Origin of the sequence: Motilibacter peucedani, from assembly GCF_003634695.1 — a bacterium.
GTDB classification, from domain to species: domain Bacteria; phylum Actinomycetota; class Actinomycetes; order Motilibacterales; family Motilibacteraceae; genus Motilibacter; species Motilibacter peucedani.
This window is the reverse complement of the sequence record NZ_RBWV01000013.1, coordinates 175,701-188,126: the sequence shown is the minus strand read 5'-3', so window position 1 is coordinate 188,126 and position 12,426 is coordinate 175,701. Positions and strand designations below refer to the sequence as shown.

The 12,426-nt window shown below is 74.6% G+C and carries 10 protein-coding genes; 5 read left to right on the top strand and 5 right to left on the bottom strand.

Features of this window, described 5'->3' with window-relative positions:
- Nucleotides 1–43: 43 nt before the first annotated feature.
- The gene (locus CLV35_RS13975; protein ID WP_121194103.1) at nt 44–625 is read right to left on the bottom strand and encodes a hypothetical protein; all 582 of its coding nucleotides are present in this window, start codon (nt 623–625) and stop codon (nt 44–46) included.
- 126 nt (nt 626–751) lie between these two features.
- Here CLV35_RS13975 and CLV35_RS20555 point away from each other — a divergent pair, with 126 nt between their 5' ends.
- Both CLV35_RS20555 and CLV35_RS13965 read left to right on the top strand, forming a co-directional pair.
- Nucleotides 752–1,525, top strand: coding sequence for a LysM peptidoglycan-binding domain-containing protein (locus CLV35_RS20555; RefSeq protein WP_121194102.1), 774 nt, complete (start codon nt 752–754; stop codon nt 1,523–1,525).
- A 56-nt stretch (nt 1,526–1,581) separates the two neighbouring features.
- Nucleotides 1,582–2,265 (top strand): Rv3235 family protein, encoded by a 684-nt coding sequence (locus CLV35_RS13965; RefSeq protein ID WP_121194101.1) that lies wholly within the window; start codon nt 1,582–1,584, stop codon nt 2,263–2,265.
- Nucleotides 2,266–2,275: 10 nt separating this feature from the next.
- Here CLV35_RS13965 and secA read toward each other — a convergent pair whose 3' ends face one another.
- Nucleotides 2,276–5,113, bottom strand: a complete 2,838-nt coding sequence (secA, locus tag CLV35_RS13960; RefSeq protein ID WP_121194100.1) for a preprotein translocase subunit SecA — start codon at nt 5,111–5,113, stop codon at nt 2,276–2,278.
- 166 nt (nt 5,114–5,279) lie between these two features.
- On the opposite strand from secA, the gene CLV35_RS13955 reads away from it, so the two are divergent.
- The 3 genes from CLV35_RS13955 to CLV35_RS13945 all read left to right on the top strand — a co-directional run bounded on the left by CLV35_RS13955 (nt 5,280) and on the right by CLV35_RS13945 (nt 7,384).
- Nucleotides 5,280–5,468: a hypothetical protein gene (locus CLV35_RS13955; protein ID WP_121194099.1), complete on the top strand. Its 189-nt coding sequence runs from the start codon at nt 5,280–5,282 to the stop codon at nt 5,466–5,468.
- 117 nt (nt 5,469–5,585) lie between these two features.
- The gene (locus CLV35_RS13950; RefSeq protein ID WP_121194098.1) at nt 5,586–6,611 is read left to right on the top strand and encodes an ATP-binding cassette domain-containing protein; all 1,026 of its coding nucleotides are present in this window, start codon (nt 5,586–5,588) and stop codon (nt 6,609–6,611) included.
- The gene (locus tag CLV35_RS13945) at nt 6,608–7,384 is read left to right on the top strand and encodes an ABC transporter permease (RefSeq protein WP_121194097.1); all 777 of its coding nucleotides are present in this window, start codon (nt 6,608–6,610) and stop codon (nt 7,382–7,384) included. The genes CLV35_RS13950 and CLV35_RS13945 overlap by 4 nt, the downstream gene beginning before the upstream one ends.
- Here CLV35_RS13945 and CLV35_RS20820 read toward each other — a convergent pair.
- From CLV35_RS20820 to CLV35_RS13930, 3 genes are read right to left on the bottom strand one after another with little or no spacing between them, the layout of a single operon-like run.
- Nucleotides 7,366–10,491, bottom strand: a complete 3,126-nt coding sequence (locus CLV35_RS20820) for a BTAD domain-containing putative transcriptional regulator (protein ID WP_183061978.1) — start codon at nt 10,489–10,491, stop codon at nt 7,366–7,368. The two genes, CLV35_RS13945 and CLV35_RS20820, sit on opposite strands and share 19 nt — an antisense overlap.
- Nucleotides 10,488–11,708 carry a winged helix-turn-helix domain-containing protein gene (locus tag CLV35_RS13935; protein WP_121194337.1) on the bottom strand — a complete coding sequence of 407 codons (1,221 nt, stop codon included), beginning with the start codon at nt 11,706–11,708 and terminating at the stop codon, nt 10,488–10,490. The genes CLV35_RS20820 and CLV35_RS13935 overlap by 4 nt, the downstream gene beginning before the upstream one ends.
- The gene (locus tag CLV35_RS13930; RefSeq protein WP_231121811.1) at nt 11,705–12,415 is read right to left on the bottom strand and encodes a response regulator; all 711 of its coding nucleotides are present in this window, start codon (nt 12,413–12,415) and stop codon (nt 11,705–11,707) included. Before CLV35_RS13930 ends, CLV35_RS13935 begins: the two co-directional genes overlap by 4 nt.
- Between the last annotated feature and the right edge of the window lie 11 nt (nt 12,416–12,426).

The following is a 12,426-nucleotide window of genomic DNA, read 5'->3' as shown; positions in this document are numbered from 1 at the left end:
CGGAGCCTGACGCACGCGTCTGGCTCGGTCGCGCAGCCAGCGGTCAGCGCTCGGGGCGCACCCGCGCCAGCGCCGCGAAGGGCAGCACGACGACGGCCCGTACCTCGCCGGCCCGACGCGGTGAACCGGCGTCGTGCACTGCCAGCTCCACCCAGTCGGCGCCGACGCGGTCGAACGTGCCTGTCTGCGTGCTGCCGTCGGTGAGCTCGACGCGCACGGGAGCCCGGTCGCGCACGAGCCCGCGGAGGCACGAGCCCAGCCCGATGCGACCGGCCAGGGCACCCGGCGGGAGCGGGCTCGCCGCACGAGAGGGCAGACCCGTCACCGAGACGACCGCCGCGGTGGCGACCAGCACCTCGCGACCCTCGTCGAGGAGCAGCAGCCAGCCCGGGCCGGCATCCTCGAGGACGCCACCCGCCGGGCCCACGCCCTGCAGGCGCAGCACCACCCGGCTCCCTACCGCAGCACGCAGACGGTCGGCCAGGGGCACGGACGCGAGCTCGCGGCGCGTCCGGTCGGCCACCTCCGCCGCCTGCTCCAGCCGTTCGGACTCCTCGAGCTGCGCCTCCAAGTCGTCGAACAAGCCCGCCCATCGGCCGCGCGGAGCGTCCGGCGCCGATGACATGCGCGCGAGGGTACGCGGTCGGACCGGTCCTCCGGGGCCGTCGTCCCCACCCTTCCGTGCACTAGGCAACGGCAAGACTGCGTGGTCGAATGCAAACGCAAGCAAACGCACGTAACGGAGGCCAAGATGAAGCGAGAGAGCACGTGCCGGTGGCTCACCGCGCCGGTCGCTGCTGCAGCCTGCGGGGCACCGGTTGCGCTCGGCCTGGTGCTCGGAGCTGTTCTCCGCGCCGCGGTCGCGGACGCCGCCACGACGACTGCAGACCTCGACGACCTCGTCTCCGCGGGCGCGGCGGCCGCAGGGCTCGCCTGCCTCACGTGGCTCGCGGCTGCAACCGCCTGCTCGCTGCTCGCCACCCTCCCTGGCCGTCTGGGCCGCGCAGCGGACTCCGTCGCCGCCCGCATCGCGCCGCAGCTGCTGCGCCGGGCGGCGAGCGCGCTCACCGGCGCGGCGGTCCTCGTCGGCCCAGCGGCGCCCGCGTTCGCCGCCCCAGACTCGGCACCGAGCCGGGGCGCCACGGTGAGCGCCACCGTCGCAGCGCCGCTGGACGGACGGGCGGCAGACGGAGCGACGGCGTACGCAGCCGCCCTGTCCCTGCCCGACCGCCCAGCCGCCGCCCCGCCGCACGCCGATGTCCGGGCCGAGCCCGTCCGTCAGCCGCGTACCGGGCTCGCTACAGCCCCACGCCGGCCGGTGCACGCAGCGGGTGCCGACGCGGCCACCGGAGTGGTGGTGCTGCGCGGCGACACCCTGTGGTCGATCAGCGCCCGCCACCTCGGCGCCCACGCCACGGCCGCCCAGATCGCCGCCGAGTGGCCGCGCTGGTGGCACGCGAACCGCGACGTCGTGGGCGCCGACCCCTCCGTGCTCCTGCCCGGCCAGGTCCTCAGGGCGCCCTGAGGCACCGCGCACTCCCCACGACGTCCCCACCACGCTCGACGACTCCAGGAGCTCCCATGCCGACCGCCACGCTCCCCGCTCCCCGCCGCGCCGCGGCACCGCTCGTGCTCGTCCCCGCACCACGCGCCGAGGCGCCGTTCGACCCGGTTCTCCCGGTCGTCCCGGAGCCGCGGCGCGGATCGCACGACGCGGTCCAGGACCCCCTGCCGCTGACCTTCACGCTGCCGAGCGGACTGCCCGCGGCACCGGTGGTGGAGCGGCTGCGCGTCGTCGACGACGAGGACGGCTGGGGGCCGCGCACCACTCCTCGCGCCGACCTTCCCGACCCCGGCCCCTGGGCCCAGCGGCTGGCGCAGGCCGTGCTCGAGGCGCAGGCCGGCCACCGGCCGGCCGGTCAGCTGGTGCGCTGGCTGCGCGAGGACCTCGCCGCCGAGCTGCGTCGCCGCAGCGCGCTCGCTGCGCGCAGCACGGGCACGCCGACCACCCCGGGCGTGCCTGGGGTGGCAGCGGGCTCCGGCCGGGCACCCGTGCGCGTGCGCTCCGTCCACGTCAGCGAGCCGGCCGACGGCGTGGCGGAGGTCAGCGCGGTCGCGACCCGGGCCGGCCGGGCGCTGGCGGTCGCCATGCGGCTCGAAGGGCTCAACGGCCGCTGGCTGTGCACGTCCTTCGACGTGCTCGAGCCCGGCAGCGCCTACGCCGCCGGGCTCGAGGACCAGCTGCCCGCCGCCTCGGCGGGCTGAGGGACGGGTGCTAGACCTCGCTGTCCTCGCGGGTCGCGGCGGACCCGCCGTGGCACCGCTTGAACTTCTTGCCCGACCCGCACGGGCAGGGCGCGTTGCGGGGCACGTCGCCGTGCTCGAGGGAGTCGAGGTCGACCGGTTCGGCGGAGTCGGTGTGCACGACGCCGCCGCGGCCGCTCTCGCCGTCGACGCTGGGAGCGGTGTACTCGAGGCGCGCGGGCCGGTTGGGCTGGTCGAGGCCCTTGGCGTGCACCTCGACGTGCTCGTGGCCGGCGTGGTCGTGGCCCGCGTGCTCCTCGCCCTCGGCCTCGGCCGTCTCCGGCGTCTCCTCGATCTGCACCTCGAGGTTGAACAGGAAGCCGACCGACTCCTCCTTGATGCCCTCCATCATCGCGGTGAAGAGCTGGAAGCCCTCGCGCTGGTACTCGACCAGCGGGTCGCGCTGGGCCATCGCGCGCAGGCCGATGCCCTCCTGCAGGTAGTCCATCTCGTAGAGGTGCTCGCGCCACTTGCGGTCGAGGACCGAGAGGACGACGCGACGCTCGAGCTCGCGCATGACCTCCTCGCCGAGAGCCTGCTCGCGCGCGTCGTAGGCGTCCTGCGCGTCCTGGCGCAGCCGCTCGACCAGGAACTCCTGGGTGAGGCCCGCGCGGTCGCCGCCCGACTCCTCCTCGAGCTCCTCGACGGTGACGCCGACGGGGTAGAGCGTCTTGAGCGCGGTCCAGAGCTGGTCGAAGTCCCACTCCTCGGCGAAGCCCTCGGTGGTCGCGCCGGTGACGTAGGCGCTGATCGTGTCGTCGACCATGTGGCGGATCTGCTCGTGGAGGTCCTCGCCCTCGAGCACCCGGCGCCGCTCGGCGTAGATGACCTCGCGCTGGCGGTTGAGCACGTCGTCGTACTTGAGGACGTTCTTGCGGATCTCGAAGTTCTGCGCCTCGCGCTGGCTCTGCGCCGAGCGGATCGCGTTGGTGACCATCTTGGACTCGATGGGCACATCGTCCGGGATGTTGAAGCGGGTCAGGAACGACTCGACGATCGCGGCGTTGAACAGCCGCATCAGGTCGTCCTCGAGCGAGAGGTAGAACCGTGACTCGCCGGGGTCGCCCTGGCGCCCGGAGCGACCGCGCAGCTGGTTGTCGATGCGGCGCGACTCGTGGCGCTCGGTGCCGAGCACGTAGAGACCGCCGAGATCGGTGACCTCGTCGTGCTCGTCGGCGACGGCCTGCTTGGCCTTCGCCACGGCGTCGGCCCAGGCCGCCTCGTAGTCCTCGGGCGTGTCGACCGGGTCGAGCCCTCGCCGGCGCAGCTCGACGTCGGCGAGGAACTCGGAGTTGCCGCCGAGCATGATGTCGGTGCCTCGGCCGGCCATGTTGGTGGCGACGGTGACGGCGCCCTTGCGCCCGGCGAGCGCGACGATCGAGGCCTCGCGCTCGTGGTGCTTGGCGTTGAGGACCTCGTGCGGGATGCCGCGACGGCGCAGCTTGCCCGAGAGGTACTCCGACTTCTCGACGCTCACGGTGCCGACGAGGACCGGCTGGCCCTTCTCATGCCGCTCGGCGATGTCCTCGACGACCGCGTCGAACTTGGCGTCCTCGGACTTGTAGATGAGGTCGGCCTGGTCGCGGCGCTGGGCGGGCCGGTTCGTGGGGATCGGCACGACGCCCAGCTTGTAGATCTGCTGGAACTCCGAGGCCTCGGTCATGGCCGTGCCGGTCATGCCGGAGAGCTTGGTGTAGAGGCGGAAGAAGTTCTGCAGCGTGACGGTGGCGAGCGTCTGGTTCTCGTCCTTGATCGGCACGCCCTCCTTGGCCTCGATGGCCTGGTGCATGCCCTCGTTGTAGCGGCGGCCGGCGAGGATGCGCCCGGTGTGCTCGTCGACGATGAGGACCTCGCCGTCCATGACGACGTAGTCCTTGTCGCGCTTGTAGAGCTCCTGCGCCTTGATGGCGTTGTTGAGGTAGCCGACGAGCGGGGTGTTGGCCGACTCGTAGAGGTTGTCGATGCCGAGCCAGTCCTCGACCTTGGCGACGCCGGACTCGAGCACGCCGACGGTGCGCTTCTTCTCGTCGACCTCGTAGTCGCCGTCGAGCCCTGTCTCGGAGTCGCCGCGGGTCATCCGGCGCACCAGCGTCGCGAACTCGGAGTACCACTTGGTCGCCTGATCGGCCGGACCGCTGATGATCAGCGGCGTGCGGGCCTCGTCGATGAGGATCGAGTCGACCTCGTCGACGATGGCGAAGTTGTGGCCGCGCTGCACGAGCTCGTCGCGCGACCAGGCCATGTTGTCGCGCAGGTAGTCGAAGCCGAACTCGTTGTTGGTGCCGTAGGTGATGTCGCAGTCGTAGGCCACCCGGCGCTCGGCCGGGGTCATCGACGACAGGATCGTCCCGACGCTCAGGCCGAGGAAGCGGTGCACGCGGCCCATCCACTCAGCGTCGCGCTCGGCGAGGTAGTCGTTGACCGTGACGACGTGCACGCCCTTGCCGGAGAGGGCGTTGAGGTAGGCAGGCAGCGTCGAGACGAGGGTCTTGCCCTCACCGGTGCGCATCTCGGCGATGTTGCCGAGGTGCAGCGCCGCGCCGCCCATGAGCTGGACGTCGTAGTGGCGCTGGCCGAGCGTGCGCTTGGCCGCCTCGCGCACGGCGGCGAACGCCTCGGGGAGGATGTCGTCGAGCGTCTCGCCCTCGGCCAGCCGGGAGCGGAACTCCTCGGTCTGCTCGCGCAGCTCCGCGTCGGTCATCGCGACGAAGTCGTCCTCGATCGCGTTGACCTGGGCCGCGATGCTGTGGAGCTTGCGCAACACCTTGCCCTCGCCGGCGCGAAGGATCTTGTCGATGATCGCGGGCACCCGATCGACTCCTACCAGTTCTCGTCAGGACGAGCGGCGCCGCCATGACGCCGTGGACGTTCATGCTATGCCGCTGCGACGCGCCCCGGGTGCCTGCCGTGGGGCCGGCCCCCCTGGAGCACTACGCTGGCAGCGCAGTCACGTGGAGCGACGAGAGGTTCTGGACATGGCGCAGGCGAGCACCCGCGGTCGGCCGATCTCCTGGCTCTGGGTCCTGCTGATGGTCGTCCTGTTCATCGTGGGCGGCGTCGGGCTCGCGGCCGGCTCCTGGGTCGTCTTCTGGATCGGGTTTGCCGGCTTCGTGCTCGCCGGGCTCGCCTCGCTGTTCACCGGCATCCTGAGCGACGTCCACTAGCCGGGCCGCCGCAGCGACGGCCGCTGGCAGCCGACGGGGGCCGCTGACGACCGCTGACAGGAGCACTGCCAGCGACGCGTACGCCTCCTGACAGCGCCGCCGGGCACCGTCGTCGGCATGACGACGGACTACGCCACCCCACCACCTCCTGCCCCCTCCCCCGCGGCTCCCGGCGCCCGCAGCGCCGACGCGGCCGTGCGTGCCGAGGACCTGGTCAAGACCTACGGCTCGACCCGGGCGCTCGACGGCCTCGACCTCTCGGTGCCCCGCGGCACGGTGCTCGGGGTCCTCGGCCCCAACGGCGCCGGCAAGACCACCGCCGTGCGCATCCTCGCGACGCTGCTGCGCCCCGACGCGGGCACCGCGGTGGTCGCCGGCCACGACGTCGCCCGGGACCCCGACGCGGTCCGGCGCTCCATCGGGCTGACCGGCCAGTACGCCTCGGTCGACGAGGACCTCACCGGGCGCGAGAACCTCGTGCTGATCGGGCGGCTGCTCGAGCTCAGCCGCCGCGACGCCCGCAGCCGCGCTGCGGGGCTGCTCGAGGAGTTCGGGCTGGCCGAGGCGGGCGACCGGCCGGCCAAGACCTACTCCGGCGGGATGCGCCGCCGGCTGGACCTGGCAGCGAGCCTCGTCGGCCGCCCCGAGGTGATCTTCCTCGACGAGCCGACGACCGGGCTCGACCCCGCCAAGCGCGACGACGTCTGGGCGGTCGTGCGCACGCTGGTCGCGGAGGGCACCACCGTGCTGCTCACGACCCAGTACCTCGAGGAGGCCGAGGCCCTCGCCGACTCCATCACCGTGATCGACAAGGGCGCGGTCGTCGCCGAGGGCACGCCGGCCCAGCTCAAGGGCGTCGTGGGCGTCTCGTCGGTGCACGTGCGCCCGCGCGACCCGAGCGCCCTGCCTGCGGTGATGCGCCTGCTCGAGGCGGTCACCGGCCGGCGGCCGGAATCTCCCGGTCGCGGCGTCGCCAGCGCCCCCGCCGACGAGCAGGTGCTCAGGCGCGTGCTCGCCGAGCTCGACCGGGAGGGGATCGCGGTGACCGAGGTCGCGCTCGCGCTGCCCAGCCTCGACGAGGTGTTCTTCGCGCTCACGAGCGGGTCGCACGCCACCTCGACGAGCGAGGCGGCGCAGTCGTGAGCACCGCCCTCGCCCTCCCGGCGACCGCCCGGCACAGCGTCACGCTCGCCGGCCGCGCCGTGCGCAAGATCGCCCGCACCCCGGAGCAGCTGATCGACGTGACGCTGCAACCGGTGATCTTCGTGCTGCTCTTCGTCTACGTCTTCGGCGGAGCGATCACCGGCTCCCGCCACGACTACCTCGAGTACGTGCTGCCCGCGATCCTCGTCCAGACCGTCGTCTTCTCCTCGGTGGCGATCGGCGTGAACCTCAACGCCGACGTCGAGAAGGGCGTCTTCGACCGGTTCCGCAGCCTGCCGATCCCGCGCTCGGCGCCGCTCATCGGCGCGGTGCTCGGCGACGTCGTGAGGTACGTCGTGTCGTGCACGGTGCTCACCGCCGTCGGCTTCGCGCTCGGCTTCCGGCTCGGCACCAACCCCGTGGAGGGCCTGCTCGCTCTGGTGGTCGCGGTGCTCTTCGCGCTCTCGCTGTGCTGGGTCTCGGTCTTCCTCGGGCTGGTGCTGCGCACGGCGGGCTCGGTGCAGGGCGTGATGTTCCTGGTGATGTTCCCGCTGACCTTCGGCAGCAACGCGTTCGTGCAGGCCGACACGCTGCCCGGCTGGCTGCAGAGCTGGACCCGGGTCAACCCGGTGACGCACCTGGTCGACGCGGTCCGCGGGCTCACGACTGGCGGTGCGGTCGCCGAGCCGCTGCTCGTCTCGGCGGCGTGGGCGGTCGGCCTGGTGGTGGTCTTCCTGCCGCTCGCCACGCGGGCCTACCGCCGCAAGGCCTGAGCGCCGCCGCTTCGTACGAGCTCGAGGGCGCTGGCGCGGTCGAGCGCCGCGCCCTCGGCGTAGGCCGCCTCCACCGCGTCGGCGCCGAGGAGCCCGGTCGCCGCCTCGCGCACGCGGATGGCGCGCAGGGACCCGAGGTCGCCCGTCCCTCGGACGGCCGCTCCTGCGCCGAGCACGCGCATCGCGTCGCGGGGGGCGCCGCGGTCGAGCACGATCGAGGCGCGCAGGACGGCGAGGTCGGCCAGGACCGGCATGTCCCGGGCCGCCTCCCCCGTCTCCAGCGCCTCGGCCATCAGCCTGTCCGCCGCCTCCCCGTCGCCGCGCGCAGCGGCGACGAGCGCCTCCGCCCCGCTCATCAGCGCCCGCAGCTGGGCGGGGCCGCCGGGCGCTCCGTGGACGTAGCGCCCCCGCGTCCCGCGGAGCCGGCGCTCGGCGCCGGCCACGTCGCCGTCCAGGAGGTCGAGCTCGACCAGCATGTGCGTCGCGACCAGAGCGGACGGCCCGTCCAGGTCGCTGGCTCCCCTCTCGAGCACCCCCTCGAGCCACCGGCGCGCCTGCTCGGCGTCGCCCTGCGCCGCCAGCAGCGTCGCCACCCGCACCCGCAGGAACGCCGCGTCGTCGTCGGCGTGCAGCTCGTCGAGCAGGTGCAGGCCGGCCTTGGACTGCTCGAGCGCCTCGCCGAGGCGCCCCTCGCGCGCCGCCTGCGACGCCAGCAGCGACATGGTCATCGCGCGGCCCCACGTGTCGCCCAGCCGCTCGAACTCCTCGTGCGCCAGCGCCAGCGCCCGGCGCTGGGTGGCCACGTCGCCGGAGTTCTCGGCCGAGAAGGACTGCATCAGGTGCAGCGCCGCCCGCTCCCAGTCGCCGAGGTCGCGCTCCAGCGCCTCGGTGGTCGCCCGCAGCACGCCGGCGTTGTCGTCCTCGACCATGGCCAGCATCGCTTCGGTCAGCGTCAGCAGCGGACTGCGCTCCGGCTCCGGGACGCGGGCCGCGAGCTGGCGGACCTCCTCCACCCAGCCCTCGCGCGGCGTGTCGCCCTGCGTCGCTGCGCTCGAGGAGACGGCCCAGAGGCCCAGTGCCACCGCCCGCGCGCCGGGCGGGGACTCGCCCGGGACGCCGAGCGCCCGTGCCAGCTCACGGGTGGCCTCGGTGTGGGCTCCGAGCAGGGTCCACATCCACGCCATCGCCGCGGCGAGGCGCACCGCCGAGCCGGCGTCGCCGGCCTCCTCGGCGTGCCGGAGCGCCAGCAGCAGCTCGTCGCGCTCGCCGCGCAGCCGGGCGAGCGCGTCGCGCTGTGCCGACGTGCGCAGCCGGGGCTCCTCGGCCTCCGCGAACGCCAGGTGGTGCGCCAGGTGCGCGGCTCGCGCGTCGGCGAGCTCGCCGGACTCGGCGAGGCGGCCCGCGGCGTACTCGCGCACCGTCTCGAGGACGCCGTAGCGGCCGTCGGCGCCCGGCACCAGCAGCGACTGCTCGGCCAGCTCGGCGAGCAGGTCCGGCACGTCGGCCGCGTCGACGTCCTCACCGGCGCAGACGTGCGCGGCCGCCTCCAGCGACACCGGCGCGGCGAAGACCGACAGGCGGGCGAGCACCCGGCGCGCCGGCGGCTCGAGCAGGTCCCAGCTCCAGTCGATGACGCCGCGCAGCGTGCGGTGGCGCTCGGCGACGGTCGGGTCGCCGGCGCGCAGCAGCCGGAACCGGTCGTCCAGGCGCTGGGCGAGCTGCTCCAGCGACATGCCGCGCAGGCGAGCGGCGGCGAGCTCGATCGCCAGCGGCATCGCGTCGAGCCGCTGGCACACGCGCGACGCGAGCTCGGGGTCCAGCTCGATCCCCGGGCGCACGGCGCGGGCGCGCTCGACCAGCAGCTCGACGGCGGCAGCCGGCTCGAGCGGCGCGAGCGGCACGACGACCTCGCCGGTCAGCCCGAGCGGCTCGCGGCTGGTCGCCAGCACCCGCAGCCCCGGGCAGTGCGCGAGCAGCTCGGCGACCAGCTGCGCGGCGCCCGCCGTCAGGTGCTCGCAGTTGTCGACGATGAGCACGGACTCGGCGCCGTCGAGGTGCTCGACCAGCCGCGCCACCGGGTCGCCGGCCTCGGTCGACGGCCCCGCCCGTTCGATCAGCGCGGTCTCGCGGAGGCCCAGCGCGGCGATCACCGCGCCGAGCACGTCGCCACCGGGGGCGACCGACGCGAGCTCGACCATGCGTACGCGGCTGCCGGGGTGCCGCGCGGCTGCCTCGACGCTGAGCCGGGTCTTGCCCATCCCGCCCGGACCGAGCACGGTGACGAGCCGGGAGCCGGCGACGGCGGCGGCGACGTCGCGCAGCGCGTCCTCGCGTCCGACGAAGCTGGTGAGGTAGGTACGCAGGTGCCGGCGCGGGCTCGCCGGCACCGCGGGCGGCGCGACCGCGGCGACCTCGCCGCGCAGGACCGCGAGGTGCGCGGCCGCGAGCCGGGGCGAGGGGTCGACGCCGAGCTCGTCCGCGAGCCGGCGGCGTATCTCCTCGTAGGTCGCGAGCGCCTCCGACTGGCGCCCACCGGCAGCGAGCGCCTCGACCAGCAACGCCTGCGCGCTCTCGCGCAGCGGCCGCTCCGCGCACAGCGCCTGGAGGGCGGGGAGGACCTCGCCGGCCTGGCCGAGCCGGAGCGCGTGCGCGGCGTCCGCCTCGACCGCCCGCGCCCGCAGGTCCTCGAGACGTCGCACCGCCTCGTCGACGAACGGCGCGTCGAGCCCGGCGAGCGGCGGGCCGGACCACAGCGCGAGCGCCTCGGCGTAGGTGCGCCGGGCGTCGGCGTCGTCGCTCGTCGCGCCCGCGCGCTGCACGAGCCGCTCGAAGCGCACCGCGTCCACCTCGTCGGGGGCGGCGGCCAGCGCGTAGCCGGCGGGGTGCGAGGTGACGGCGCCGGCCCCGAGCGTGCGGCGCAGCCGCGACACCAGGGTCTGCAGCGCGTTGGCCGAGTCGCCGGGCGGCTCCTCGCCCCACAGCGCGTCGACCAGCGCCTCGCGGGCGACCACCCGACCGGGGTCGAGGGCGAGCCGGGCGAGCAGCGCGCGCACGCGCGGGCCGGGGACCTCGGGACGGACCGGGCCGAGGACGGCGTAGGCGGTCACGCCGCGCGCACCAGCCCGCGCAGCGCGCCGGCGAGGTCGCCCCGCGGCTCGACCTCCACGCGGTCGAGACCCAGCCAGCCCGCCATGGTCGCGAGCTCGGCCGCCAGCTCCTCGGCCGTCTCCGGCGGCGCTGACGGCTCGGAGTGGGCGGACTGCACGCGCAGCACGCCGACGGCGCGGTCGGCCTTCAGGTCGACGCGTGCCACCAGCCGGTCGCCCAGCAGGAACGGCAGCACGTAGTAGCCGTGCACCCGCTGCGCCGCAGGCACGTAGATCTCGATGCGGTAGCGGAAGCCGAACAGCTCCTCGGTGCGCGTGCGCTCCCACACCAGCGGGTCGAACGGCGCGAGCAGGGCGCGGGCCTCGACCCGGCGCGGCACCCGGGCGTCGCGGTGGAGGTACGCGGTGCGGCGTACGCCCTCGACCTCGGTCGGCAGCAGGGTGCCGGCCTCGACGAGGTTGGCCACGGCGGTGCGCGCGTCGGCCGGGGTGAGCCGGAAGTAGTCGCGCAGGTCGCGCTCGGTCGCCACGCCGCACGCCCGGGCGGCGATCTCGACGAGCTCGGTGACGGCCTCCTCGTCGCTGGGCGGCGGCGCCAGCGCCTCGACCGGCAGCACCTCCTCGGGCACCGCGTAGCGCCGCTCGAACTGCGCGGTGCGCCCCGCGGAGGTGATCTGGCCGGCGAAGAACAGGTGCTCGAGCGCCTGCTTGGTCGACGACCAGTTCCAGCCCCAGTGGTCCTTCGTGCGCGGGACGTCGGCGGCGAGCGCCCGCTCGAGCGCGGCGGCGGTCAGCGGGCCGCGGTCGCGCACCTCCTGCAGCACCGCGGCGACCAGCTCGGGCTGCTCCTCGGCGACCCGGCGCATGCCGCCCCACGCGTCGGTGCCCCAGCGCGCCATGCGCCAGGCGAGCAGCGGCCGCGTGGCGGCGGGGACCAGGCTCGCCTCGTGGGCCCAGTACTCGACGAGCCGGCGCGGGGCGTGGGAGGCCAGCCGGTCGAGCGCGGCCCGGTCGTAGGGGCCGAGCCGGGAGAACAGCGGCAGGTAGTGGGCGCGCGAGACGACGTTGACGCTGTCGATCTGGACGACGCCGAGCCGGCGCACGGTCGCGAGCAGCTGGCGGGCGCCGGGCGCCTCGGGGCGGGGCGCCGCGAAGCCCTGGGCGGCCAGCGCCACCCGGCGAGCCTGGGCGAGCGAGAGTCCCACCCGGGCGCTCAGGTGATCTCGAGCAGCTTCTCGCGCACCGCGTAGACGACCGCCTCCATGCGCGAGTGCAGCTGCAGCTTCTCGAGGATGTTGCGGACGTGGTTCTTGACGGTGTTCTCGCTGATGAACAGCTCCTGGCCGATGTCGCGGTTGTTCATGCCGCGGGCCACGAGCCGCAGGACCTGCAGCTCGCGCTCGGTGAGCCGTGGGGCCGGCACCTGGTCGCGCTCGCCGTTGCGCTTGTACATCGCCGAGAACTCGGTGATCAGCTTGGACGCCATGGCCGGGCTGATGAGGGTGTTGCCGTCGCGCACCGCGCGGACCGCGTCGGCCACCTCGTCGATCGGCACGTCCTTGAGCAGGTAGCCCTTGGCGCCGGCCTTGAGCGCCTCGAACAGGTCGGCCTCCTCGTCCGAGATCGTCAGCATGATGATCTCGGTGGTGGGCACCGCGTCGCGGATCGCGAGGCACGCCTCGATGCCGCTGCGGCGGGGCATGCGCACGTCCATGAGCACGACGTCGGGCGCGAGCTCGGCGGCCAGCTGGACCGCTTGCGCGCCGTCGCCGGCCTCGCCGACGACCTCGATGCCCTCCTCCTGGCCGAGGACCATCTCGAGGCCACGGCGGAACAGGGCGTGGTCGTCGACCACCAGCACCCGGATGGGGTCCCCGGCCGGCGCCGGAGACCCCTCGCCGTGCTCGCGCGAAGCATTCGTCACGCCTGCCGCCC